Below are 23,191 nucleotides of genomic sequence, written 5' to 3'. Positions count from 1 at the left end.
GGGAAATCGGCTCGATACGATCCCCCGCCAGCCGGTCTCACACCCTGCGCTGATCAGCGCCGTCGAGGGGACGCTGGCCGATTTCCTCGCCTGCCAGATCGCCGCCCTGGACGCCGTCGACCCCGCCCTCGGCGGGTTCGCTCGCACCGCCCGGGATCTCGTCATGGCCGGCGGCAAGCGACTCCGCCCGACCTTCGCCTACTGGGGGTGGCGCGGCGTGGCCGGCGCCGCCGAACCGGTCGAGGCGGTATTACCCGCCCTCGGCGCACTCGAACTCATGCACACGTTCGCGCTGGTCCACGACGACCTGATGGACGAGTCCGACACCCGCCGCGGCCGGCCGACCGCACACCGGCTCTTCGCCGCGCAGCACGGCGACAAGTTCGGCGGTTCCGCCGCCATCCTGGTCGGCGACCTCTGCCTGGTCTGGGCGGATCAGCTGTTGGCGCGGACCGCGCTGCCGGCGACCGCCCTGCTGGAGGTTCGTGCCCGTTACGACCGGATGCGGGTCGAGGCGATCGCCGGGCAGTACCTCGACGTGCTCGGCGAGACCGACCCCGGCTCGTGGTCGGTGGAGCGGGCCCTGCTCGTCGCCCGGCACAAGACCGCTAGCTACACGGTGCAGTGGCCGCTCGGATTCGGGCTCGCCCTGGCCGGCGGCGACTCCCGCCTCGAGGAGGCGTACCGGGATTACGGGCTCGCGGTCGGCGAGGCGTTCCAGCTCCGCGACGACCTGCTCGGTGTCTACGGCGACCCGGCGATCACCGGCAAGCCGGCCGCCGACGACCTGCGCACCGGCAAACCCACCACTCTGCTGATGCTGGCTCATCAGCTGGCCACACCGGAACAGCGGGCGGAACTGTCCAGCCCGCTGCCCACCGACCTCGCCGGAGCCGTCAACCCCGCCGAGGGCTCCGGCGAGCTCATCGCCCGGCGTGCCCGGATCATCACCGAGACCGGCGCTCCGGCGCGGGTCGAGGAGATGATCCGGGCCCGGGTCGCGGAAGGAGTGGCGGCGCTGACCGGCGCCCCGATCCATCCCGACGCGCGCACCGCCCTCATCGAGCTGGCGACCACCGCCACGTGCCGCCCGGCATGATGAGACTCCACCTCCCCCCGATCCTTGGAGCCGTGACGTGCGTACCGTGACCGGAGCCACCGACCATGTCGTCGTGGTCGGCGCAGGCCTGGGCGGACTGGCCTGTGCTCTCCATCTCGCCGCGGCCGGGCGCCAGGTGACCGTCGTCGAACGCGAGACGGTGCCCGGTGGCCGGGCCGGCCGCCTCTCGGTCGGCGGCTACGAGTTCGACACCGGGCCGACTGTGCTGACCATGCCGGACCTGATCGCCGAACCCCTCGCGGCGGTCGGTGAGAAGCTGAGCGACTGGCTGGAACTACAGCCGCTGGACCCGGCGTACCGGGCGTACTACCCGGACGGCTCCACTCTGGACGTGCGTACCGACACGACCCGGATGGCCGCCGAGATCGCCCGCGTCTGCGGCCCCCGCGAGGCCGACGGATATCTGCGGTTCGTCGACTTCACCCGGCAGCTCTGGCATCTGGAGCGCGACCACTTCATCGGCCGGAACCTCGACACCCCGGTCGATCTGATGAACCTCAACCTGCTGAAACTGCTCGGCATGGGCGGGTTCCGGCGGCTGCAGCCGAAGATCAACGAGTACTTCCGGGACCCCCGGACCCAGCGGATCTTCTCGTTCCAGGCCATGTACGCCGGGCTGGCGCCACACGACGCGCTGGCCATCTACGCCGTCATCGCGTACCTCGACTCGGTCGCCGGCGTCTACTTCCCGGTCGGCGGCATGCACGCCGTGCCCAAGGCCCTGGCCGGCGCCGCCGAGAAGCACGGAGTCACGTTCCGCTACGACACCACTGTGGAGCGGGTGACCACCGCGAACGGCCGGGCCACCGGAGTGATCACCGCCGGCGGCGAACACATCCCGGCTGACGTGGTCGTGCTCAACCCGGACCTGCCGGTCGCCTACCGCGACCTGCTCCCGGCCCGCCGGCAGTGGCGCCCGCTGCGTTACTCGCCGTCATGCGTGGTCCTGCACATCGGGTCGAACCAGCACTACTCGAAGATCGCCCACCACAACATCCATTTCGGCAGGGCATGGAAGGGCACCTTCGACGAGGTGATCAACAAGGGTCTCCTGATGAGCGATCCGTCCCTGCTCGTCACCAACCCGTCGCACACCGACCCGTCCGCGGCGCCCGAGGGCAAGCAGTCGTACTACGTGCTGGCGCCCGCACCCAACCTCGAGGCCGGCCCGATGGACTGGCGGGGCGGCCTGGACCGGCGCTACGCCGATGAGCTGCTGCGCGTGCTGGAAGGCCGCGGCTACATCGGCTTCCGCGACGGGGTCGAGGTGCAGCGCATCGTCACCCCGGCCGACTGGGCGGACGACGGCATGGCTGCCGGCACCCCGTTCGCGGCCGCGCACACGTTCGCGCAGACCGGCCCGTTCCGCCCGTCGAACCTGCACCCGACGCTGGAGAACGTGGTGTTCACCGGGTCGGGCACCCAGCCCGGCGTCGGCGTGCCGATGGTCCTGATCTCCGGAAAGCTGGCCGCCGCCCGGATCACCGCTGGGAGAAATGCGTGACGATTCGGGAGACCCACCTGGTCGAGCTCGTCGACGAGATCGGCACACCACTCGGCTCGGCAACCGTGCGGGAGGCGCACCAGGCGCCGGGGCAGCTGCACCGCGCGTTCTCGGTGTTCCTCGCCGACGACACCGGCCGGGTGCTCCTGCAGCAGCGGGCGGCGGCGAAGACCCGCTTCCCGCTGCGGTGGGCCAACACCTGCTGCGGGCACCCCGCGCCGGGCGAGGACCTCGCGGTCGCGGCCGGGCGGCGGCTCACCGAGGAACTCGGGATCCCGGCGGTGCCGCTGACCGAGGTGGGGGTGTACACGTACCGCGCCGAGGACCCGGTCACCGGGCGGGTCGAGCACGAGTACGACCACGTGCTGCTCGGGCGAGTCCCGGACGGCATCGAGTTCCAGCCCGAACCGGCCGAGGTGGCACGGCTGCTCTGGGTGGCGCCGGCCGACCTGCCGGAGCGGGTGGCGGGGGATCCGGAGTCGTACGCGCCCTGGCTCGGCGGTGTCGCCGAACGGCTCCTGACCGCGCTCCCCTCGTCCACGCCGGCGGAGCGGCCGGGTGGGAACTGATGGCCTGAGCGCCGGCGCTGCCGCACGCCGCCTGGGCGTCGCGGTGACCACCTTGCGCACCTGGCACCAGCGGTACGGCCTCGGCCCGAGCCGCCACGAGCCGGGACACCACCGGCGGTACACCGTCGAGGACATGGTCCGGCTGCAGGTCATGCAGCGGCTCACCGCGCAGGGCGTGGCCCCCGCGGAAGCCGCTGCCTGGGCGCGCCGATCGCCGGTGCCGGACGAGACCACTCCGGTCGACGCCCCGGCCACCACTCCGGTCGACGCCCCCGCCGGCGGAGGCCAGGCGATCGCCCTGGGCGTGCGGGCCGACCCGGCCGCGCGCGGGCTGGCCCGGGCCGCCATGCGCCTGGACGCGCCGTCGATGCGCTACATCATCGAGGGCGCGATCACCGGGCGCGGCGTCGTGCCCACCTGGAACCAGGTGATCATGCCGGTGCTCATCGGCATCGGCGACCGGTACGAAGCCACCACCCGCTTCGTCGAGGTCGAGCACCTGCTCTCCCGCACGGTCACCGAGGCCCTGGCCGCCGTGCCCCGGCCGCCCCGCGACCGCGCCCCGCGCGTCCTGCTCGCCGCCGCCGACGAGGAGCAGCACACGCTGCCGCTGGAGGCGCTGGCCGCGGCGCTGGCCGAGCTGGGGGTGCCCACCCGCCTTTTCGGGGCCCGGGTGCCGCCCCGGGCGCTCCTGGACGCCGTGGACCGGACGGGCCCGGCTGTGGTGGTGCTCTGGTCCCAGCTGCCGACCACGGGCGGTGTGGAGCAGCTGGAGCGGGTGCTCGCCGTACCCCGTCCGCCGTTGATCGTCGCCGCGGCCGGACCGGGCTGGCCGGTCACCGATCTGCCCCCCGAAGTGACTCCGCTGGGCAATCTCGCCGACGCGGTCCGTACGGTTGCCGCCGGCGCCGCCGAGTGAGCCGCGCGTTTGCGCTGGTCAGAGGCGCGCGCAAAGAAAAGGGGGTACCGATTTGGAGACCGCTCGGTCGATCACATATGCTTTGCAGGCCTCAAGCGGGGCGGGCGAAAGCCACCAAGCACTGCCGATCGCACAGCCAGAGCGATATGCAATGATGGCGGAGTTGCCCTCATCGTCTAGTGGCCTAGGACGCCGCCCTTTCAAGGCGGTAGCACGGGTTCGAATCCCGTTGGGGGTACTGGTAAGTTAGCTGCGCGAGCGGCTGACAAGCCGGAGCAAGACAGTTACATAGCAAGGTCCTGTGGAGCAGTTGGAGTGCTCGCCGCCCTGTCAAGGCGGAGGTCGCGGGTTCAAGTCCCGTCAGGACCGCAACACCAGCCACGGCCAGGTAGCTCAGTTGGTACGAGCGTCCGACTGAAAATCGGAAGGTCGGCGGTTCGACCCCGCCCCTGGCCACCAAGCCTCTCGCCGGGCTTTGAGCGTCGTCCACCTGCGGAAACGTATGGTGGACGTTCTGCTTTTCCGATGCCTTGATGGCGGCTTGGTCGTTCTTCCGGCTGGTTGACGCCCACCGGCCCGCGTGCTCGCATGATTTGATGCGATTCGACGTCGACACGAAGGCCACGCCCGAGCAGGTGCGCCGCGCGCTTACGGACTTCACCGACCGCAGGTTGCAGATCTGGAACCGCACCCTCGACCCGAAGAAGTACGAGCTGCGCGAGCAGGGCGACACCTGGGCGGTGGCTCGGGAGAGCACGCCGGGGTCACCGTTCTGGGTGGTCTCGCGCTACGACTGGTCCGACGCCGCCGTGATCCGCTGGACGGTCGTGGAGAGCAGCTACGGGGGAAGCGGCGGCGGGTTCGTGCGCATCGCTCCGGCCGAGCACGGAGGCAGCCGGCTCCACGTCGAGTGGGTCAACACCGGCGCCCGCCTCGCCCAGCGGCCGCTGCTCGTCCTGCTGCATCACGGCCCGATGGCCCGGGTGATCCGCGGGATGTGGGCCTCCGCGCTGGATCGGTATGCCCAGTCTCACCAGGGGATGTAGTACTCACAGTTGATCTGGATGTCCGAGGGCTCGCGCACCTGGCAGTTGTCCCCGGCAACGGTCGCGTTCGGGCCGCCGTCGAGGGTGTCCGGGCCGTCGCCGTGCCCGCCGGAGTCGAGCATGTCCTCGCCCTCCTCGCCGTAGAGCAGGTCGCGGCCGCTGTCGCCTTCCAGCCGGTCGTTGCCGGCGCCACCGCGGATGACGTCGTCACCGGCCAGGCCGACGATCCGGTTGCCGGAGGCGTTGCCGGTCAGCCGGTCCGCGCCGGGGCCGCCCCTGATGTCCTCGACGTCCGCGCCGACCGTGTCGCGCTCCCCGGCCTGGCCGTCGTCGCGGGAGGCACCGTCCAGGTCGACGGTGAGCGCCTTGCGGTAGGTGCGGTAGTCGGCCGTGTCGCGGCCGGAGCCGCCGAGCAGCACGTCGGCGGAGACCGTGGACTGGCCGCTGTCGCCGGCGAGAACATCGTTCCCGGAGTCACCTGCCAGGCGGTCGCTGCCGTGATCGCCGAAGAGGCTGTCGTCGCCGGAGTCGCCGGAGAGCTTGTCGTTGCCGTATCCGCCGCTCAGGACGTCGTTGTCGGCGCCGCCGTGGAGGACGTCAGCCGAACCGCCGCCGATGATCTGGTCGTGGCCGGCACCGCCGTACAGATAGTCGGTGCCGTCGTCGCCGGAGAGCCGATCGTTGCCGGAGCCGGCGGAGATGCGGTCGTTGCCGGTGCCGCCGGTCAGGCGGTCGGCGAGCGGGCCGCCGAAGAGTTGGTCGCTGCCGGTGCCGCCGCTCGCGGAGATCGCCAGGCCGCTCCGGTTGGTCACCGAGTCGTTCCGGTCGTAGGTGTAGACCCGCACCCGGGTCGGCGCCTTCGACGGCGTGCAGCGCACCTTCGTCCTGTCGCCCTTGACCTTCTTGCAGCCCTTGCCGGCCTTGACCGCAACGCTGTCGTCGATCGTGACGGTCTTGCCGGAGCGGGTCACCACGACCCGGTTCTGCTTGCCCTTGGCCGCCTTGAACTGCACCGTCGTGGCCTCGACCACGGACGCCGTGCCGGTGCTCGCCGCCTGCGCCGGGGAGACACCGGAGCCGACCATCGCGACGACGGCGAGAAGGGTGAGACCGACAGGGGTAGGGCGCACCTGGAACCTCCTCGGGGCGGTGCGAAGGATCATAGAACGATGCTGATACGAATGTGGCCCCGCCGGGACACCGGCGGGGCCACACAACGCTGCTCGTTACTGCTTGCTGGACTCGCAGTTCACCACGGTGTCAGCGGAGTCCGTCACGCAGGTGTCGCCGGCGGCGGTGGCGTTCGCTCCACCGTCGACCTTGTCCGCGGGCTTGCCCGGGGAGTTGGTGCGGATGAAGTCGTCGCCGTCCTCACCGTGGATCTCGTTGTTGCCGGACTCGCCGATGAGCCGGTCGTTGCCGGCCCCGCCACGGATGACGTCGCCGCCCCACCAGCCGCCTTCGATGTTGTTGGCGGCGGCGTTGCCGGTCAGCGTGTCGCCGTACTGGCCACCGGTGATGTTCTCGACGTCGGCGCCCACGGTGTCGTACTCACCGGCCTGGCCGTCGTCGCGGGCGGCGCCGTCGAGATCGATGGTGAGCGGCTTGCGGTAACCGGAGTAGTCGACCGTGTCCACACCGGAACCACCGAGCAGAACGTCCGCGTAGACCCGCTGAGGGCCATTGGTGCTGGCGTCGATCCACTCGCCCGTGAGGTTGTCGTTGCCGGCGCCGCCCTCGAGCCGGTCGTCGCCCTCGTAACCGATCAGGTAGTCGTCGCCGTCGCCGCCGCGGAGCGTGTCGTTGCCGACGTCACTCACCGGGTCACCGATGATGGAGACGCCACCGCCGTAGGCGATGTCGTTGCCGGTGCCGCCGTCGATGATGTCGTTGCCGAGGTCACCGATGCCCCAGTCGCGGTCGTCGCCGAGCGCGATCCGGTCGTTGCCGTCCCCGCCGTAAACGGTGTCCTGGCCGCCCTCGCCGTAGGCGATGTCGTTGCCACCACCCAGGTAGATCTTGTCCCGGTCAGCACCGCCGGCGACCCAGTCCGTACCGGTGCCGGTGTAGATCGTGTCGAGACCGTTCTCGCCGCGAACGGTGTCGGCGCCGGTGCCCGAGTCGATGTAGTCGCTGCCGGAACCGCCCCAGATCTTGTCGCTGCCGGACTCGCCGGCCAGGTAGTCGGCGCCCGACCCGCCGATCAGCCGGTCGTCACCGGTGCTGCCGTACGCCGTCATCGGCAAGCTGGTCCGGTTGGTCACCGAGTCGTTGCGCGAACCGAGGTACACCCGCACGCGCTTCGGCGTCTTCGACGTCTTGCACTTGACCTTGGTCTTGTCGCCCTTGACGGCCTTGCAGCCCTTGCCGGCCTTGACCGCGACCTTGTCGTCGATGGTGACCGTCTTGCCCGACCGGGTCACCACGACCTTGTTCGTCTTGCCGGAGGCCGCCTTGTACTGCACCGTGCCGCCGCTCATGGACGCGAGGCCGGCGGAGGCGGCCTGCGCCGGAAGGGCCGTGACACCGACGACAGCGACGGTGGTGAAGAGAGTGAGGCCGACCCCGGTCAGCCTTTTCATGGATGCCATCTCGAACTCCCCGTGTATTCGCGGGTACCGATCCTAGGCCCTGACAGCAAGAGGTCCGCGCCGTCACGGGGGGAACGGCGCGGACCCGCGCCCAAAGATAGTCGTCATCACCGAGATGTTCGACCTGAGCGGCCGAACACATAGCTACTCCACAGGTGGCCGGAACCGAAACGGCCCGGTCCGAAGAGACCGGGCCGTTTCGTTCAAAGCTGTGTCTCAGCCGCGCAGGTCCGCGAGACGCGCCGCAACGCCAGCCGCCTCCTTGGACGCCGTCACACCGAGCTCGCAGCCGGTGGTGGCGCCGGCGTTGAGCACCAGGCAGAAGTCCTTGCCGGAGCCGCCGTCCAGGCGGTCGCGGGCGCTGTTGCTGCCGATCTGCTCCCCGGCCGAGGTGAGGCTCTCACCGATGAGGTAGTCGTTGCCACCCTCACCCTTGATGGTGTCGTGGCCGCCCTCGCCGAACCCGTAGTCGACGCCGGTTCCCAGGAACACACGGTCGTTGCCGGTGCCCGCCTCGACGATGTCGTCGCCGGTGCTCCCGTAGATCGTGTCGGCACCGGACTCGCCGAAGATGACGTCCGCGCCGCCCTTGCCGTACAGCGTGTCGCTGCCGCTGCCGCCCTGCAGCTGGTCGGCGCCCGAGCCGCCCCACAGCTTGTCGCTGCCGGTGCCGCCGGCGGTCAGCAGGAAGACCGAGGTCTTGTTCTTGACCCAGTCGTTCTTGTCGCCGAGCGCGACGCTCAGGGTCTTGGTCTTCTTGCTGGTGGTGCACTTCACCTTGGTGCGGCTGACCGACTTGCAGCCCTTGCCGGCCTTGATGGCGACCTTGTCGGTGATGGTGACGGTGCGGCCCTTGATGGTCAGGGTCACGCCGTTGGCCTTGCCCATCAGGGCGCGGAACTCGACCTTGCCGGTTCCGACGGTCCGCACCAGGCCGGCGCTGGCGGCCTGGGCCGGGGTGGCGAGAACGGCGGTGGAGGCGACGGCCGCGGCGGTCGCGCCGAGCAGAGCCAGAGCCTTGCGGTTGAACAGGAACATGTGATTCCCCCGTGTGGGCATCGTGATCGACTGTGCAGCCTAGGCAGGGCAGGCAAGCCCGGCGACCTTCACAGTGATCGACAGTCGGTCAAGCGGATCAGAGAGCCGGTTCTGCAGAACGGCACCGTATCGACGCGTTGCTCGCGCAGCCTACCCATAGTCAGGCGTCGAGATCAAGCTCAGCAACCGAGTTCGGCGCCGTACCGGCTCGAAGTGGCGTGCATCACTATCCAGACACGCTCCACTCCGGGCAGTCGCCGGATGCCCGGGACCGGCCCGCAGTCGAACTCCCGACCCACCGCCACCAGGCGGAACGACTCGGACATGGTCTCCACCTGGATGCCCTCGACCCGGTCCGGCTGGTGCTTCCACGCCTCGCGCAGCCTAGCCAGCGCTTGATCACGTGTCTCCAGGCGAACGTCACCGGCGCCCGGGAACCCGGTCAACTCCGACCGGATGGCCGACCTCTGCTCGGCCGTGATGCCCGGCTCCAGGAAGACGGCCACCTCGAATTGGCGATCCGGCTGATAACGCCACCCGGCGGCGATCATCACCGAGGTGGCCGCGACCGCGCCGATGACCAGCGCGGCCCCGGCCACGGCCACCAGCAGGAGCCAGCGCCGCGGCGATTCGCGGCGCTCGGCCTCTGCCTCTGGCGTGTCCAGGGCCAGCAGCTCGGCTTCAAGATCACGGTCGGGCATGATCCGAAGCTATCTCAGGCGCGCTCGCAGCCCACCCGAGTGTCCGACGTGGAGGCCGCGCAGAAGTCCCCGAGAGGACCGTGCGTGCCGCCGTCGAGCGAGTCCCGGCCCGCGCCGCCGTAGAGGTCGTCGGTGCCGGCGCCGCCGAAGAGGGCGTCGTTGCCGTTCCAGCCGGAGATCGTGTTGTCGCCGTTGTTGCCGGTGAGGCGGTCGTTGCCCGGACCGCCGAGCAGCTGCTCCACGTCGGCGCCGATGGTGTCGTGCTCACCCGGCTGGCCGTCGTCGCGGCTCGCCCCGTCCAGGTCCGCGGTCACCGGCCGGTACGCGTGGTGGTAGTCGACCAGGTCGACGCCCGAACCGCCGAGCATGACGTCAGCCGCGTAGCAGCCGGCTTTGCCGGAGCCGTCCCGGCAGTCGTCGCCCTGGAGCCGGTCGTTGCCGTGCCCGCCGTCGATCCAGTCCCGGCCGTCGCCGCCGTAGAGGATGTCGTCGTCGGCGCCGCCGTAGACCTTGTCGTTCCCGCCCAGCGTCATGATGTGGTCGTAGCCGCCCTCGCCGTAGACCACGTCGTTGCCCGAGTTGCGGCCGGCGGAGTCCATGACCCCGTCGTCGCCCGGCCCGGCGTAGATCACGTCGTTGCCGTCGTCGCTGTCCAGGGTGTCGTTGCCGGCGTACCCGTAAAGCGTGTCGTTGCCGGTCCAGCCGCGCAGGATGTCGCCGCGCGGGCCGCCGTGGAGCTTGTCGCTGCCGGTGCCGCCGTCCGCGGTCATGGCCAGGCCGGTCCGGTTGGTCACCGAGTCGTTCCGGTCGTAGGTGTAGACCCGCACCCGGGCCGGCGCCTTCGACGGGGTGCAGCGCACCTTCGTCCTGTCGCCCTTGACCTTCTTGCAGCCCTTGCCGGCCTTGACCGCGACCCGGTCGTCGATCGTGACGGTGTTCCCGGAGCGGGTCACCACGACCCGGTTCTGCTTGCCCTTGGCCGCCTTGTACTGGACCTTCGTCGCCGAGACGACCGAGGCGACGCCGGTGGGAGCCGCTGCGGCCGGGGCTGCGAACGCCCCGATCGCAACGATCGTGGTGGCCAGACTGAGGGCGAGAGGCGTCGTGTATGGCATGCGATCTCCTGGATCAGCAGCGGTGAATACCGCAAGTCCGAAGATCATAGAACGATACCGTTACGACGCGCCGCCCCGAAGGCTCATGCTTCGCAGTTGGTCACGGTGTCGGTGGCATCCGCCTTGCAGGTGTCGGTGTTCGCCCCACCGTCCGCCCGGTCCGGGCCCCGACCGGAGTCCGTCTCGGTGTTGATCCGGTCGTCGCCGTCCTCGCCGTAGACCTGGTCGTTGCCGTCCTGACCGCCCCAGAGGTCGTCGTTGCCGGCGCCACCACGGATGACGTCGTTGCCGAGAACTCCGTAGATTCCGTTGGCGGCCGCGTTACCGGTCAGCACGTCGTTGCTCCAGCCGCCGCTGAGGTCCTCGACGTCCGCGCCGACCGTGTCGTACTCGCCGGCCTGACCGTCGTCGCGGGCGGCGCCGTCCAGGTCGACGGTGACCGGCTGGCGGCGGGCGCTGTAGGTGACGGAGTCGACGCCGGAACCACCCAGGATGACGTCCGCGCCCACGTGCGGCTGGGCCGGGTCGAAGTTCGTGAAGTCGCCGGCGAGGTGGTCGTTCCCGGCGCCGCCCTCGATCCGGTCGTTGCCCTGGAAGCCCTCGATGTTGTCGTTGCCGTCGCCGCCCCGGAGCGTGTCGTTGCCGAAGTCGGCGATCCGCTCACCGTCGACAGCGATGCCCCCGCCGTTGAGGTTGTCGTTGCCGGCACCGCCCTCGATGAGGTCGTGGCCGGACGTCTGGTACGCGTCCTCCCCGATCCCGAAGTCGGCACCGTCACCGAGGTAGATCCGGTCGTTGCCGTCGCCACCCCAGACCTTGTCGTCACCGGCCTCGCCGTAGACAGCGTCGTTGCCGTCGCTCGCGTTGATGCTGTCGTTGCCGGTGCCGCCGGCGATCCAGTCCGCGCCGGTGCCACTGTTGATCCGGTCGTTGCCGGACTCGCCGCGCACGCTGTCTGCGGCGGAGCCCGCCTCGATCCGGTCGTTGCCCGCGCCGCCCCAGATGCTGTCCTTACCGCTCTGGCCGGAGAGGTAGTCCGCCGCCGACCCGCCGACCAGACGATCGTTGCCGGAGCTGCCGTAGGCCGTGAGCGCCACACCGCTCCGGTTGGTCACCGAGTCGTTGCGGGCGCCGAGGTAGACCCGGACCCCGGTGGGCGCACTCTTCGTCGTGCACTTGACCTTGGTCTTGTTGACCTTCTTGCAGCCCTTGCCGGGCTTGAGCGCGACCGTGTCGTCGATCGTGATCGTCTTGCCGGACCGCGTGATGACGACCCTGTTCGTCTTACCCGCGCCCGCCTTGAACTGCACGACCTTCGAGCCGACCACCGAGGCGACGCCGGAGGACGCCGCCTGCGCCGGGGTCGCCGTGAGGCCGGCAACCGCGATGCTGGTGAAGATCGTCAGGCCGACGCCGGCCAGCCGACGGGAATGTGACATCGATGGATCCTCCCCATGAATCCGGCGGCAGCGAAGCCGCAGCGCGCCGATCAAAGGGCTTGTCTACAAGGGAAGTCGGAGCACGAAGGCGGTGACACCGACCGCGCCGAGCGCCATCGCGCCGGCCGCCATCGCCCGGCCGGTCGCCGGCAGTCCGGACCGGGCCCAGCCGCCGGCCCGGCGCAGACCGGCGGCTCCCCAGACCAGGGCGACGATCGACGGCACCAGCAGCGGGCTGAGCACCAACCCCACGATGCCGAAGACCAGCGCGTGCAAGGCGGGCGAGTTCCGGCCCGCGGCCAGATCCGCGGCCGGCTCACCCATCCCCCAGCGGAACCTCCGCTTCGGTACGGACGGTGACGTGATCGACATCACAAACGGTGCCGGCTGGAGATGACCCGTCCAGCGAAAGCCGTCCCACCACCGCTGTTGTGGTGACCCCGCCGGATCGGCGTACCAGCCGGCGGGCACAGCCGTGGCGGTCGCGTCACTCATCGTGGTGCTCCAACTCTGTACGGGCCGACGGTCCGGAACTGATCGGGCGTCGCCGATCAGACTTAAGGGATTGCACCGCGCGAAACGGCACCTCTTGTAGGCCGCCGTCCCGTCAATCAGAGTGATATCGAGATCGGTGCTGAACCTGGAGCGTGGCGAGGAGACAACGTCGTGCAGACCTTCACGAACGAGGCTGAGCATGCGGCTTTCACCCTGGCGGAGGCGCTGAGCGAGAAGGCGATGACCTGCATGAAGTACGCCGAGGAGGCGGCCGAGGCGTTCCGCACCGGCCGGATCGCGATGCGGCGGCAGTTCAAGGCCCGCGGCTTGTCCGAAGCAGAGGCTGACATTCGCTGGTCCGGCACGTCGCAGGCGACCCGCGCCATCGCCAACAACGATTTCTTCATCTCCCAGGCGTCGATGTACAACAACGCCGCCGCCGCGCAGTACGCGAAGGCTCTCTACCTCAAGATGAAGTGACCGCGCTGCCGCCCAGCTGGGCGTTCTGCCCGGCCCGGTAACCCCGGGACCGCCCGCTGCCCTGCAACCGCCGCGGTGGCAGTTTGGCCAGCTGCGGGTAGGCCTCGTTGCGGCGCCGCTCGACGAGATCGGTGCGGTCGACGAGCGCCAGCTCGGCGCCGGGCGTCCCGGCCGCCGCCGATCGCTCGGCCTCCCACAGCCGCGCGCTGATCGCCTGGCTGTAACCGACCAGCCAGGACCGCCGGTAGGCGGCCGGATGCTCACCCCACGGCACCGGGCTGGCGGCCAGGCCGTGCGCCGCCTGCACCAGCAGTGAGGTGAAGAGCAGCTCGACCCGTTCCAGGTCGGCGGCGTGCCCGAAGAGGTGGCTGCGCGCGAGACTGCGCCGGTCCAGGTGCACCACCCGGCAGCGCAGCGGCGCGGCCACCGCCGCAAGCAGCCCGGCCTTGTCCCGCGCGTAGGGCGCGTCGATGGTGATCACCCGATCGCCGATCGGGTCGGCCGCCGGATCGGCGACCGCGAGCATGGCCTGATCCACGCCGTATTTCGCGATCAGCTCGGCGGCCTTCTCGGTGAAGGCCTCGGCCTCGTCCGGCGTGCACGCCGGATCCTCGGCCATAGCGAGCAGCTTGCGCACGCGCGCCAGCAGAGCATCAGACATGAGTCGTACGCGTGGAGCCGGTCACGCAGCCCGGTGCCGCAGTGTGGCGACCGTGGAACCGGCGAGGGCGAGCAGGCAGTCGGGCAGCCGCCCGTCCGCGATCGCGGCGCCGAACAGGGCCTCACCGGTGGGGAAGTCACCGTTGACGTAGGCGCTGACGAACCGGGCCACCCAGCGCTTGTCATAGCGCGCGTCGTCGATCCCGGGGAACTCCAGCGTCCACGCGCCACCCGGCGGCACCTGGCCGACCATGGTCGCCGCGAGGCACCAGGCCACGTCCCACGCCCCGACGACGCCGTCCCGGTCGACGACCGCGTCGAAGGTGTCGGCGACGGCGGCGCTGTCGCCGGTGAGGGCGCAACGCAGGATCTGCGCGGCGTCGTCGAACGCGTCCTGTGGTACTTCGGTCACGTCAGAAAAGGTACGTCCAACCGTCAAGGAACGCTCGTCGACGAGGGAATTCAGGCACCACGAAGGAGACAGGTAATCCTTGCGGTACACACCCGGTCGCCGGCCTCGTCCTCGATGACCACCTCGTACGTCGCGACCGCCCGGCCCCGGTGCACCGGCAGTGCGACACCGGTCACCAGACCGGAACGGGCCGCCTTGTGGTGGGTGGCGTTGATGTCGACGCCGACCGCGAACGGCCGGTCCACGGTCTGCCCGTGCAGCACCGCGCCGACCGAACCGAGCGTCTCGGCGAGCACGCACGAGGCCCCGCCGTGCAGCAGCCCGTACGGCTGGGTGTTGCCCTCGACCGGCATCGTGCCGACCACCCGGTCCGCGCTGGCCTCGGTGATCTCGATACCCATCCGCTCGGCGAGCGCACCGCCACCGTTGCTGGTGAAGAGGTGCTGCAGACCGTCTTTCGCGATATCCACGTCGGCGTACGTTACCGGCGAGTGAACGCCGTACCAGCGACAACCGTCACAGCCGGGTTGACTGATCCGGCGATCATTCGGGTACTGACGGGCGATCGGGGCCGGACGGACCGGCCAGGGGAGGAACGTCGTGAGCGAGCCGCAGGAGATCATCGAGACCCGCGGGGACGACCGCGTCGACCTGGTGACCAGCGACGCGAACGGTGACGGCCGGACCGATGTCTGGGTGGCCGACACCGACGGCGACGGCAAGCCGGACCTGTACCAGTTCGACACCGACGGCGACGGCAAGGTCGACATCACGATGGTGGACCTGGATGAGGACGGCACGCCGGACGTGGTCGTCGACGGCGACGGCGGGCTGCCCCCGCAGTCCTGATCAGGAGCCGCCGAGGGCGGAGAGCGCCACCCACACCACCGCGATAGCCACGACGGTGGTGCCGACCGTGGAGGCGGTGTGCCGCCAGGAGCGGGCACCCTCCACCGCCTCCGGATGGCCGAGTTCTTCCAGGACCGCCCGGTGCTCGCGGACCGCGGCACAGTGCGGGGTCGCCGCGTCCGGGTCACGGCTCAACTCGACGGCCAACTGGGCCTGGGCGCGCTGCAGACGTCGTACCGCTGCTCTGCCGCGACGGCCGGCACGCGCCGCGGCGTGCCGGCGGGCCGCCGCGCGCCGCGACCCGGAGCCCAGCACCCGCAGCTCGCCGGCCGTGATCAGCTGCGGGTCGCGCAGCGTGGCGAGCTTGGCCACGTAGTAGGCCGCCTCCTGGTCGTGCGCGCGCCGCACCAGATAGAGGATGAGCAGCAGCGGCGGCAGGCCCTTGAAGACCAGCACCGCGAGCAGCGCCAGCGCGCCGTCGCCCAGGCCGTCGCGGAAGAGCGGCGAGTTCCAGAGCACGTGGGACGCCCACGCGCCGAAGAGGGCGAGCCCGGCGATCGCGAGCCGGTGCGTGCGGGTCCGGTGCGGGTTCACCACCAGATAGCCGATGCCCGCGCCGGCCAGCGCACCGAACAGGGTGTGACTCCAGACGCCGGCCAGGAAGCCGCGTACCAGGAAGGTGGTGACCACCGGCTGGACCTGGTCGCCCTGACCGGCCATCGCCACCGCACCGATCGCGAACACCACGTCCTCGACGATCTGGAATCCGAGCCCGACCAGGGCGCCGTAGACGACCCCGTCGAGCACGCTGTTCACCTGCGCCCGGGCGATCAGGACGATGGCCACCACGCCGAGCGTCTTGGCGATCTCCTCGACGGTGGGACCGGCGAGCGCGGAACCCCACTCGGCGGCGAGGCCCGGCGAGCCGAACTTGGCGATCAGGTTGTCCAGCGCGGTGCTGCCCGGGATGGACACCGTGGTGGCGACCAGGCCACCCCACGCGAAGGCCAGAACACGCAGGCTCGGCGGTTCCCGCTCCAGGAAGTCCAGCTCGGAGACAAAGAGCCAGAAGGGTACGGCGAGCAGCGCGAACAGCAGGATCGCGGTGACCGTGGCCACCGGGTACACGCTGAGGAACCGCCCGGCGATCTGGGAGATCCGCAGCGCGCCGACCGCCAGCAGAGCGGCGACCACCCAGAACGCGGGCTGACGGGTGAGCGCGGCCGCCCGGTCAGCCCCGGGCCGGACCGGCTCGCTCATCTAACGCCCTCGAAGCGCAGGCTGCGGGTGCTGGTGTCGATGGCCGGCAGGGTGCGCCCGAGGTCGAGGTCCGCGCCGGTGACCGTGACCTCGATGGTGAAGCCGTGCGCGACGAAGACGGCGTACCGGCCGCCGCGGTCCCCCGCCGTGTACCCGCCCTGGATGCCGGCCAGCCCACCGGCGGTCGAGACCGCCAGCTGGGTGCCGGTGACCTGGTAGCCGGAGGTGCCGGTGATGCGCTGGCGCAACCGCAGCGCGGCGGCGGTCAGGTCGCCGTCGAACGGCTGGACGACGATCGCGTACTGCACCGGGCCGAGCCGGAAGAGCGCCGAGCCGCGCTCGTCGCCGGGCCGGGTGCCGGTCAGGTCGAGCGTCGCGCCCTCGGGCGGGACGATGGTGACCCCCGCACCGACCTCGTAGGGCCGGCCCGCGGCGACCGCGCGCTCGGCCGGGACGGCCCGGTCCAGCCGGGGCAGCCCGAAAGCGAGACCGGCCAGGATCAGAACGATGACGAGCGCCAGGGGCAGGCCGACGGTACCGGGGAGATCGGTGACCTGACTCCGCGTAACCCTCCCCATCCGTCCAAGTTAACGGCGGTTACCCGTTGATGTCCGGAGAACCGGTGGCCGGCCACTGTGGATGGTCGATCAACCTGGCAGATTACGCATTTGTCCGTTTTACCGACAGGTGCTGTGATGGCACGACAGCGGTAAGCCATACCCCGTTGTCACTGCGGTGAAAGACGTGACCCTCGTCCGCCATCACGTCTGCGGCGACGCGGAGAACCACCACATCCGCCGAGCGCCGGCGACCGACAGTGATCGCGGTCGGCAGGTCGATCGAGAGGTGCACGTGGTGCCGGCTCCGCGGCCGCAACCCGTCCCGCAGGATCGACTCCAGGTTGGCCCGGGGCGTCCCGTGGAACAGCTCGTCCGGCGGCACGGCCGGCGGCAGATCGAGGTCGACGGCGACCCGGCGGGAATGCCCCTGGCTGGCGCGGATCCGGTCCACCCCGTCCGGACCCGGCACCACCGCGAACCGGGCCTTGTCATTGCCGGCCACCACGATGTCGAGCTCGGCCCGGCTGATGCCGAGGGCCCCCAGCAGCTCCGGGACCGGCACCCAGCCGTTCGCGTCGAGGATCAGGCCGGCCACCTCGGGCCGGTGCCGCAGCACCAGCGACAGGCGCTTGCTCAGCCGCACCTGCTCGCGGCTCAGGCTCATCCGGCGAACTCCATGACGGCAAGGTAGTACGGCCGGTCCCCGTCGTCGATCGCTTTCAACCGCCACGCGGTGCCGGCCAGCAGGTCCTCCAGCTCGGTCACGGAGCAGTTCAGATAGTCGAACCACTCGGTGGTGAGCTCCCGGTACCGCAGCCGCAACCGCAGCTGACCGCCGAGCCGCCCGCGCTCACGGTTCCACCGGTGGTACGCCACATGCAGCGGATCGCGGGTCCCGTACGGATCGGTGCCCTGCGCGACGATCCGGGCCCCCGGGGCCGCGAGCCGGGCCAGGGCGGCCAGGAAGACCGGCGCCCGCTCGGGTCCCTCGAGCAGCCCCAGGTTGTTGCCGAGCAGCAGGAAGGTGTCGTAGCGGACGCTGGCCCGGGAGAACTCGTCCACGGTGTTCAGCACGGTGTCGTTCAGGCCGCGCTTGCGGGCCACCTCGATCGCGCCGAGCGAGGTGTCCAGCCCGGTCACCGCGAAGCCGCGGCGCTGCAGTTCGAGCGCCGACCGCCCGGCGCCGACCCCGACGTCGAGCACCCGGCCCCGGCACAGCCGCAGGGCCCGATGGTCGTACGGCTGCCAGGCGTCCGGCTCGTCCAGGTAGTGATCGGCGGGCGCCCCGTTGATCAGCCCGTCGTCGCGCTCGATGACCTCGATGACCGGCCGCGGCAACCGCCCGCCGGCCAGTGGCCTCGGCCCGATCCCGGTGCGCACCGCGTACGCGTCCCTGATCATCTCGCCGAAGGCGTCACCGATCACGGGGGCAGTCATGGTCACTACTCTTGAGGACATGGCCGCCCTGGAGCAACTCGGTTCGGAGAAGTACGTCCTGCTCACCACGTTCCGCCGGGACGGGCGCGCGGTCGGCACCCCGCTGTGGGTGGTGCCGGACGGCGCGGGTCTGGGGTTCTGGACCGTCGCCGGCAGCGGCAAGCTGAAGCGGATCCGCAACAGCGGCCGGGTCACCGTGGCCGCCTGCGACGTCCGGGGCAACCCCACCGGCGAGCCGCTGGAGGCCACCGCCCGGATCGGCGATCACAGCGACCGGCTGCGCATCGGCGAGAGCATCAAGAAGAAGTACGGCCTGATCGGTCGCCTGACCATGCTCGGCAGCAGGCTCCGCCGGGGCGTCGACGGCACGGTCGCCGTCCTCGTCGACTGACCACTGCCGGACCCCGGAAATGACAGACGGCGCCGGCTGATGCCGGCGCCGTACTGACATACACGTCGGAACGAAGAAGGGGCGATCGCCTTCCCCAGCGCTCGCCCCTTACAACGATCTCGGTCGACTCGGTCAGTCGCCCTGGCGCTGCGTGGGGATCTGCCCCTGCAGCAGGGCGCGGACCTCCGACTCCCGGTAGCGACGGTGGCCACCCAACGTGCGAATTGCGCTGAGCTTGCCCGCCTTCGCCCACCGAGTAACGGTCTTCGGGTCGACACGGAACATCGACGCCACCTCGGCCGGCGTTAGTAGCGGCTCAGGATCGTGCGTACGCGATGCCATCGGTCACTCCTCCACAGGTACCTAAAAACATCGGCCGGGGTCCCGCCGGCCGGTGCGTCTCTCATGGTCCGGCTAGTCCCCGATGTCCGACATGGGCCGAACGGACGAACGTCCCCAGATAGATGGATGAAGCATGCCCGATTTTTACGCGTTTTCTACGCCAGATAGTGTCTCGTTTAGTCCGATTATCACGCTTCGCGGACCGGCGATTACGAAGAGTGTTCGCTTCGGGAGCGCTCCCCGTGGTTGAGAAAAATACCCGTCTGTCCTATTTCCGCAGGTCAGTTGCATCGCTCGAGAAGCTGGACCAGACGCCACCGAGCGACCAGCTTCTCGTAGGCCTCGCTGGCTGACTCAGCGTCACCGCGAGAAAGTGCCGAAAGTCCGGCTGCCACCAGTCCGGGGGAATCGTCCTCCGCAAGGCTGTCCTCCGGGAGGAGGTTGACGAGGCCGCCGTAGTCGAGCTCCACCACCGACCGGGGATGGAACTCCTCCAGCCAGCGGGTGCCCTCCTCGACCGCCTCGGTGATCGGGGCGTCACCCAGCGCCTTGCGCAGCACCGACACCGCCCGGTGCGCCCGGCGCCGCGCCTTGGAGATCTCGGTGCGGTAGCGCAGCGTGCGCCGCCGGCCGGAGAGCGAGATCTCCCGCTCCTCGAGGTCGACGAAGGCGAACCATCGCAGCGGCACGCCCCAGGTGGCGATCTGCTCGTGCACCCGCGGCACGCCCTGCTCCAGCACCTTGGCGCCGCTGCGCCAGTCCTCCACCACGGCCTTGGCCTGACCGGCGAGCACCGGCGGCACGAACGCGTCGGCGAGCACCGCCGGCACGCCGTCCCGCGCGTTCAGGGCAGCTTCGGCGACCCGCAACCGCAGGTTCCACGGGCACACCAGAATGGAGTTGTCCCACTCCAGCACGTACGCCTCGTCGGGCAGGTCGGGCAGGCGGGTCCAGCCGGCGCCGAGCGCCTCCAGCACGGCGGTGCGCTGCCGGACCGGACCCTCGATCGGACCCAGATCCCGGCCCTCGCGCGCGTACTGGCGCCAGAAGACCTGCCGGTCCCGGTCGAAGGCGGTCAGCGGTTCGTAAACCCGTAGGTAGGACGCGAACAGTGACGGCACGGCGCGATCCTTTCACGAATTCGGCCGGGTGGAATCTCCCGCGCGGACGTAATCGCCGTGGCTTGCGCGCGACTACGCTCGCAAGCACCGGCCCACCCCGCCGGGCACCGTGGCCCCACGAAGGCCGAATCCAGATCAGGAGAACAAGCGATGGGTGTGTTCGACACCGACGGCAGCGAAGCCACCGGGCACGAACAGGTCGTCTTCTGCCAGGACCGGGCGACCGGTCTGAAGGCGATCATCGGTATCTACTCGACGGCGCTCGGACCAGCGCTGGGTGGCACCCGGTTCTACCCGTACGAGAGCGAGGAGGCCGCCCTCGCCGACGTGCTGAAGCTGTCCCGCGGCATGGCCTACAAGAACGCCCTGGCCGGCCTGGACCTCGGCGGCGGCAAGGCGGTCATCTGGGGCGACCCGGTCCGCGACAAGAGCGAGGCGCTGCTGCGGGCGTACGGCCGCTTCGTGGAGTCGCTGCGCGGCCGCTACTACACCGCCTGTGACGTCGGCACCTACGTCCCGGACATGGACGTGGTCTCCCGCGAGACCCGCTACGTGACCGGGCGCAGCGTGCAGAACGGCGGCGCCGGCGACTCCTCGGTTCTCACCGCCTGGGGCGTCTTCCAGGGCATGCGCGCTGCCGCCGAGCACACCTGGGGCAGCCCGTCGCTCAGCGGCCGCACCGTGGGCATCGCCGGTCTCGGCAAGGTCGGCAAGTACCTGGCCGGGCACCTGCTCACCGACGGCGCCACCGTGGTCGCCACCGACGTGAACCCGCTGGCGCTGGAGTGGGCCCGCACCACCCACCCGGAGATCGAGCTGGTGGCCGACACCCAGGCCCTGATCACCTCCGACATCGACGTCTACGCCCCCTGCGCGCTCGGTGGCGCCCTGAACGACGACACCGTGCCGGCGCTGCGGGCCAGGGTGGTGGCCGGTGGCGCCAACAACCAGCTCGCCCACCCCGGCATCGGCAAGAGGCTGCAGGACGACGGCATCCTCTACATCCCCGACTATCTGCTGAACGCCGGCGGCGTGATCCAGGTGGCCGACGAGATCCAGGGCTTCGACTTCGAGCGCGCCAAGCTCCGGGCGACCGGGATCTTCGACACCACCCGCCGGATCCTTCAGCTCGCCGGGGACGAGGGTGTGCCGCCCGCGGTCGCCGCGGACCGGCTCGCCGAACGGCGGATGGCGGAGGTCGGCCGCCTCCGCTCGATCTACCTCAGCTGAGACGGTTAAGTCGGGTGAGATGGCTGCCGCGCGGCGCTGGAATGAATGAACTGCGACGCGCGGCAGTGTCACACGCAACCCGAGGTGCCGAACGCGCCGTCGTCCATGTACCGTAAGACCCACGAGAGATGCCTGACGTCATCGGGGCCCGCCTTCGGGCTGCCCCGAATTCTGTGCGAGGGGGTCGAGCCATGGGGCGCGGCCGTGCTAAGGCCAAGCAGACGAAGGTGGCCCGGGAGTTGAAGTACCACTCCCCGAACACCGACCTCACCGCCTTGCAGCGCGAACTGGCGGGTGCCCGTCAATCCGACCGTCATTTCGACGACGACAACGATGAGTTCGTCGACGATGACGAGGATGACGCTGAGGACGACCAGGACACCTGGTCGCCGACAAGGCGGCGCTGACCCGTATTGCACAGAGCACGCGGACTGACCGCGTGCTTCCGTGTGTCGTGGTCACCCACATCCAACGGTTACAACGATGAAGCCCACGCGGGCCTTTCTGGCCGCGTGGGCTTCGACTCCGGTCACGCCTCAGCGCGGCCGGTTGTTCCAGTTGTAGAACGTCGGAATGTTTTCGAAGTGGTTCCAGGCGCAGACCGCCGAGCCGCCGTCCTGCGGCGTTTCCTCGGCACGTCTCTGCCTGGCGGCCTCCCCCTCCGCGATGAGCGCGGCCAGGCCGGCTCGGGTGTCGTGCACCCGTGCCGTCACCGGATCCGTCTCCACGCCGTCAGACAGCCGTGGCTTCGTGATCTCGGGCATGGTCCAGCACTCCCTCCAATAGGCGAATCTTGCTGTTGCGGCAGTGGTCCGTCTCGGTGATGTCGAAACGGCCACGTTCGAAGTAGCGGTTGGCCGCGTGGGCACCGCCACAGAAACCGAAGTAGGGGCAGGTCTGCCGGCATGCCTCGATGCCGCGCAGGAACTCGCCGATCCACGGTGTGCCCTCGGCCTCGGCGAGAATCCGGGGCAGCGGGGTGCTCAGCACGTTGCCGCTGCTGAAGTCGCCGTACCGGGGATCGTGGAAGCCGGCCAGCTCGGGCGAGAGCAGCACGACCGAGCCGTCGTGGGCGATCGTGGGGATCGGGTCCAGCTGCCGGGGCAGCAACTCGTCGGCGGTGCCGTCGAGGACCGCTGCCGCGTACCGCAGGGACCACTCCACCTCGCGCAGGTGGATCCGCGGGTCACGGCGCCACGCGGCGACCAGCTCGGCCCAGAAGGCGCTCACCGCGGCGGCGTCGTGACGGTTCTGCCGCTTGTTGACGCCTTCCAGCTCCTCGACGTTGATGCCGAGCACCTCGCAGCCGAGGTCGAGGAAGTACTCGTACAGCTCGGTGGCGACGCCCGGCTTCGGATCACCGACCACGCACAGCGTGGAGAACGGGATGCCGTGCCGGCGTAGCGCTTCGACGCCCCGCATGATCAGGTCGTAGGCCGGCTTGTTGCCCCGGTCCACCCGGTCACCGTTGCGTTCCCGCGGCCCGTCCACGCTCACGCTGACCCGGACGTCGTGCTCGACGAAGAACTCGCACCAGGCGTCGTCGATCAGCGTCGCGTTCGTCTGCACGTGGTGCTCGATGCCCGCGCCGAACGGCGCGAACAGCGCGGCCAGGTGGGCCGGACCCGCGGCGAGCGGCTCACCCCCGTGCCACACCACGGAGAACCGCCCGGTACGCGCGAAGTCCGCCACCCCGTCCGCGACAGCGGCCGCCACCTCGACCGGCATCTTCCGGTTCTCCTGCCGGAACGGCAGGTAGCAGTAGTCGCATGCGAGGTTGCACAGCGTAGTGGGCTGCATGACGACGTAACTGGGAACCGCCGAGATGCCCCGCATCCCACTCCAGGCACAGCCCATATCACTCCTGTCCGGCACCCAGCCCCCGCCCGGGGCCGGCAGGCCCCAGCCGTTG

28 protein-coding genes, 3 tRNA genes and 1 pseudogene are annotated in these 23,191 nt (G+C 70.3%); 13 read left to right on the top strand and 19 right to left on the bottom strand.

Annotated elements, in window-relative coordinates:
• Positions 1 to 19: 19 nt before the first annotated feature.
• The 8 genes from AB0F81_RS26910 to AB0F81_RS26875 all read left to right on the top strand — a co-directional run bounded on the left by AB0F81_RS26910 (position 20) and on the right by AB0F81_RS26875 (position 5,158).
• Positions 20 to 1,099, top strand: a complete 1,080-nt coding sequence (locus AB0F81_RS26910) for a polyprenyl synthetase family protein (RefSeq protein WP_360201561.1) — start codon at positions 20 to 22, stop codon at positions 1,097 to 1,099.
• A gap of 37 nt (positions 1,100 to 1,136) precedes the next feature.
• Positions 1,137 to 2,624 (top strand): phytoene desaturase family protein, encoded by a 1,488-nt coding sequence (gene crtI, locus AB0F81_RS26905; RefSeq protein ID WP_360201547.1) that lies wholly within the window; start codon positions 1,137 to 1,139, stop codon positions 2,622 to 2,624.
• Complete coding sequence (idi, locus tag AB0F81_RS26900; RefSeq protein WP_360201545.1) at positions 2,621 to 3,193, top strand: isopentenyl-diphosphate Delta-isomerase; 573 nt, start codon at positions 2,621 to 2,623, stop codon at positions 3,191 to 3,193. Before crtI ends, idi begins: the two co-directional genes overlap by 4 nt.
• A complete protein-coding gene (locus tag AB0F81_RS26895; protein WP_360201543.1) occupies positions 3,183 to 4,112 on the top strand; it encodes a MerR family transcriptional regulator in 930 nt (309 codons plus the stop codon). Before idi ends, AB0F81_RS26895 begins: the two co-directional genes overlap by 11 nt.
• 165 nt (positions 4,113 to 4,277) lie before the next feature.
• Positions 4,278 to 4,350, top strand: a tRNA-Glu gene (locus tag AB0F81_RS26890).
• Positions 4,351 to 4,407: 57 nt separating this feature from the next.
• Positions 4,408 to 4,481: transfer RNA gene (locus AB0F81_RS26885), tRNA-Asp, on the top strand.
• A gap of 13 nt (positions 4,482 to 4,494) precedes the next feature.
• Positions 4,495 to 4,571, top strand: a tRNA-Phe gene (locus tag AB0F81_RS26880).
• Positions 4,572 to 4,708: 137 nt separating this feature from the next.
• Positions 4,709 to 5,158 carry an SRPBCC family protein gene (locus AB0F81_RS26875; RefSeq protein ID WP_360201541.1) on the top strand — a complete coding sequence of 150 codons (450 nt, stop codon included), beginning with the start codon at positions 4,709 to 4,711 and terminating at the stop codon, positions 5,156 to 5,158.
• Here AB0F81_RS26875 and AB0F81_RS26870 read toward each other — a convergent pair.
• The 8 genes and pseudogenes from AB0F81_RS26870 to AB0F81_RS26835 form a co-directional block, all read right to left on the bottom strand.
• Positions 5,143 to 6,288: a calcium-binding protein gene (locus tag AB0F81_RS26870; protein WP_360201539.1), complete on the bottom strand. Its 1,146-nt coding sequence runs from the start codon at positions 6,286 to 6,288 to the stop codon at positions 5,143 to 5,145. The genes AB0F81_RS26875 and AB0F81_RS26870 overlap by 16 nt on opposite strands.
• A gap of 96 nt (positions 6,289 to 6,384) precedes the next feature.
• Positions 6,385 to 7,740 (bottom strand): calcium-binding protein, encoded by a 1,356-nt coding sequence (locus AB0F81_RS26865; RefSeq protein WP_360201537.1) that lies wholly within the window; start codon positions 7,738 to 7,740, stop codon positions 6,385 to 6,387.
• Between the two features lie 225 nt (positions 7,741 to 7,965).
• Entirely contained in the window at positions 7,966 to 8,808 is an 843-nt protein-coding gene (locus tag AB0F81_RS26860; protein ID WP_360201535.1) for a calcium-binding protein, read from the bottom strand.
• A 158-nt stretch (positions 8,809 to 8,966) separates the two neighbouring features.
• Positions 8,967 to 9,488 carry a permease-like cell division protein FtsX gene (locus tag AB0F81_RS26855; protein ID WP_360201533.1) on the bottom strand — a complete coding sequence of 174 codons (522 nt, stop codon included), beginning with the start codon at positions 9,486 to 9,488 and terminating at the stop codon, positions 8,967 to 8,969.
• Positions 9,489 to 9,502: 14 nt separating this feature from the next.
• A complete protein-coding gene (locus tag AB0F81_RS26850) occupies positions 9,503 to 10,603 on the bottom strand; it encodes a calcium-binding protein (RefSeq protein ID WP_360201531.1) in 1,101 nt (366 codons plus the stop codon).
• Between the two features lie 83 nt (positions 10,604 to 10,686).
• Positions 10,687 to 12,042 (bottom strand): calcium-binding protein, encoded by a 1,356-nt coding sequence (locus tag AB0F81_RS26845; protein WP_360201529.1) that lies wholly within the window; start codon positions 12,040 to 12,042, stop codon positions 10,687 to 10,689.
• 63 nt (positions 12,043 to 12,105) lie between these two features.
• Positions 12,106 to 12,366 carry a hypothetical protein gene (locus tag AB0F81_RS26840; protein ID WP_360201563.1) on the bottom strand — a complete coding sequence of 87 codons (261 nt, stop codon included), beginning with the start codon at positions 12,364 to 12,366 and terminating at the stop codon, positions 12,106 to 12,108.
• A gap of 66 nt (positions 12,367 to 12,432) precedes the next feature.
• Positions 12,433 to 12,537, bottom strand: a pseudogene (locus AB0F81_RS26835) (DUF2510 domain-containing protein); the annotation flags it as partial.
• A 171-nt stretch (positions 12,538 to 12,708) separates the two neighbouring features.
• Between AB0F81_RS26835 and AB0F81_RS26830 the strand changes: the two are divergent.
• Positions 12,709 to 13,017 (top strand): hypothetical protein, encoded by a 309-nt coding sequence (locus AB0F81_RS26830; RefSeq protein WP_360201528.1) that lies wholly within the window; start codon positions 12,709 to 12,711, stop codon positions 13,015 to 13,017.
• Here AB0F81_RS26830 and AB0F81_RS26825 read toward each other — a convergent pair.
• Genes AB0F81_RS26825 through AB0F81_RS26815 form a run of 3 tightly spaced genes read right to left on the bottom strand, consistent with a single transcriptional unit; the run spans position 13,004 to position 14,538 of the window.
• Positions 13,004 to 13,678 carry a DUF2786 domain-containing protein gene (locus AB0F81_RS26825; protein ID WP_360201526.1) on the bottom strand — a complete coding sequence of 225 codons (675 nt, stop codon included), beginning with the start codon at positions 13,676 to 13,678 and terminating at the stop codon, positions 13,004 to 13,006. The genes AB0F81_RS26830 and AB0F81_RS26825 overlap by 14 nt on opposite strands.
• Before the next feature lie 21 nt (positions 13,679 to 13,699).
• Entirely contained in the window at positions 13,700 to 14,089 is a 390-nt protein-coding gene (locus AB0F81_RS26820) for a hypothetical protein (RefSeq protein ID WP_360201525.1), read from the bottom strand.
• A 50-nt stretch (positions 14,090 to 14,139) separates the two neighbouring features.
• A complete protein-coding gene (locus tag AB0F81_RS26815; RefSeq protein WP_360201560.1) occupies positions 14,140 to 14,538 on the bottom strand; it encodes a hotdog fold thioesterase in 399 nt (132 codons plus the stop codon).
• Positions 14,539 to 14,689: 151 nt separating this feature from the next.
• Between AB0F81_RS26815 and AB0F81_RS26810 the strand changes: the two genes are divergently transcribed.
• Entirely contained in the window at positions 14,690 to 14,938 is a 249-nt protein-coding gene (locus AB0F81_RS26810; RefSeq protein WP_360201523.1) for a hypothetical protein, read from the top strand.
• On the opposite strand, the gene AB0F81_RS26805 is transcribed toward AB0F81_RS26810, so the two are convergent.
• The 4 genes from AB0F81_RS26805 to AB0F81_RS26790 form a co-directional block, all read right to left on the bottom strand.
• On the bottom strand, positions 14,939 to 16,198 hold the full coding sequence (locus AB0F81_RS26805) for a PrsW family intramembrane metalloprotease (protein ID WP_360201521.1): 1,260 nt from the start codon (positions 16,196 to 16,198) through the stop codon (positions 14,939 to 14,941).
• Positions 16,195 to 16,776: a hypothetical protein gene (locus AB0F81_RS26800; RefSeq protein WP_360201520.1), complete on the bottom strand. Its 582-nt coding sequence runs from the start codon at positions 16,774 to 16,776 to the stop codon at positions 16,195 to 16,197. The genes AB0F81_RS26805 and AB0F81_RS26800 overlap by 4 nt, the downstream gene beginning before the upstream one ends.
• Positions 16,777 to 16,858: 82 nt before the next feature.
• Positions 16,859 to 17,422: an RNA 2'-phosphotransferase gene (locus AB0F81_RS26795; protein WP_360201518.1), complete on the bottom strand. Its 564-nt coding sequence runs from the start codon at positions 17,420 to 17,422 to the stop codon at positions 16,859 to 16,861.
• The gene (locus AB0F81_RS26790) at positions 17,419 to 18,195 is read right to left on the bottom strand and encodes a methyltransferase domain-containing protein (protein WP_360201516.1); all 777 of its coding nucleotides are present in this window, start codon (positions 18,193 to 18,195) and stop codon (positions 17,419 to 17,421) included. Before AB0F81_RS26790 ends, AB0F81_RS26795 begins: the two co-directional genes overlap by 4 nt.
• A gap of 19 nt (positions 18,196 to 18,214) precedes the next feature.
• On the opposite strand from AB0F81_RS26790, the gene AB0F81_RS26785 reads away from it, so the two are divergent.
• Positions 18,215 to 18,586, top strand: a complete 372-nt coding sequence (locus tag AB0F81_RS26785) for a PPOX class F420-dependent oxidoreductase (RefSeq protein WP_360201558.1) — start codon at positions 18,215 to 18,217, stop codon at positions 18,584 to 18,586.
• 132 nt (positions 18,587 to 18,718) lie between these two features.
• On the opposite strand, the gene AB0F81_RS26780 is transcribed toward AB0F81_RS26785, so the two are convergent.
• Both AB0F81_RS26780 and AB0F81_RS26775 read right to left on the bottom strand, forming a co-directional pair.
• Positions 18,719 to 18,928 (bottom strand): BldC family transcriptional regulator, encoded by a 210-nt coding sequence (locus tag AB0F81_RS26780; RefSeq protein WP_014687221.1) that lies wholly within the window; start codon positions 18,926 to 18,928, stop codon positions 18,719 to 18,721.
• A gap of 281 nt (positions 18,929 to 19,209) precedes the next feature.
• Positions 19,210 to 20,049 carry a hypothetical protein gene (locus AB0F81_RS26775; protein ID WP_360201514.1) on the bottom strand — a complete coding sequence of 280 codons (840 nt, stop codon included), beginning with the start codon at positions 20,047 to 20,049 and terminating at the stop codon, positions 19,210 to 19,212.
• A gap of 150 nt (positions 20,050 to 20,199) precedes the next feature.
• On the opposite strand from AB0F81_RS26775, the gene AB0F81_RS26770 reads away from it, so the two are divergent.
• Positions 20,200 to 21,279, top strand: a complete 1,080-nt coding sequence (locus AB0F81_RS26770; protein ID WP_360201512.1) for a Glu/Leu/Phe/Val dehydrogenase — start codon at positions 20,200 to 20,202, stop codon at positions 21,277 to 21,279.
• Between the two features lie 191 nt (positions 21,280 to 21,470).
• On the top strand, positions 21,471 to 21,686 hold the full coding sequence (locus tag AB0F81_RS26765) for a DUF3073 domain-containing protein (RefSeq protein WP_360201511.1): 216 nt from the start codon (positions 21,471 to 21,473) through the stop codon (positions 21,684 to 21,686).
• Positions 21,687 to 21,815: 129 nt separating this feature from the next.
• On the opposite strand, the gene amcA is transcribed toward AB0F81_RS26765, so the two are convergent.
• Positions 21,816 to 22,043 (bottom strand): multiple cyclophane-containing RiPP AmcA, encoded by a 228-nt coding sequence (gene amcA / locus AB0F81_RS26760; RefSeq protein ID WP_360201509.1) that lies wholly within the window; start codon positions 22,041 to 22,043, stop codon positions 21,816 to 21,818.
• On the bottom strand, positions 22,012 to 23,115 hold the full coding sequence (gene amcB / locus AB0F81_RS26755; protein ID WP_360201507.1) for a cyclophane-forming radical SAM peptide maturase AmcB: 1,104 nt from the start codon (positions 23,113 to 23,115) through the stop codon (positions 22,012 to 22,014). The genes amcA and amcB overlap by 32 nt, the downstream gene beginning before the upstream one ends.
• Positions 23,116 to 23,191 lie beyond the last annotated feature (76 nt).

The sequence above is a fragment of the Actinoplanes sp. NPDC024001 genome, from assembly GCF_040638955.1.
Taxonomy (GTDB): Bacteria; Actinomycetota; Actinomycetes; order Mycobacteriales; family Micromonosporaceae; genus Actinoplanes.
The sequence above is the reverse complement of the archived record's forward strand: the minus strand, read 5'-3'. Positions and strand labels throughout refer to the sequence as shown.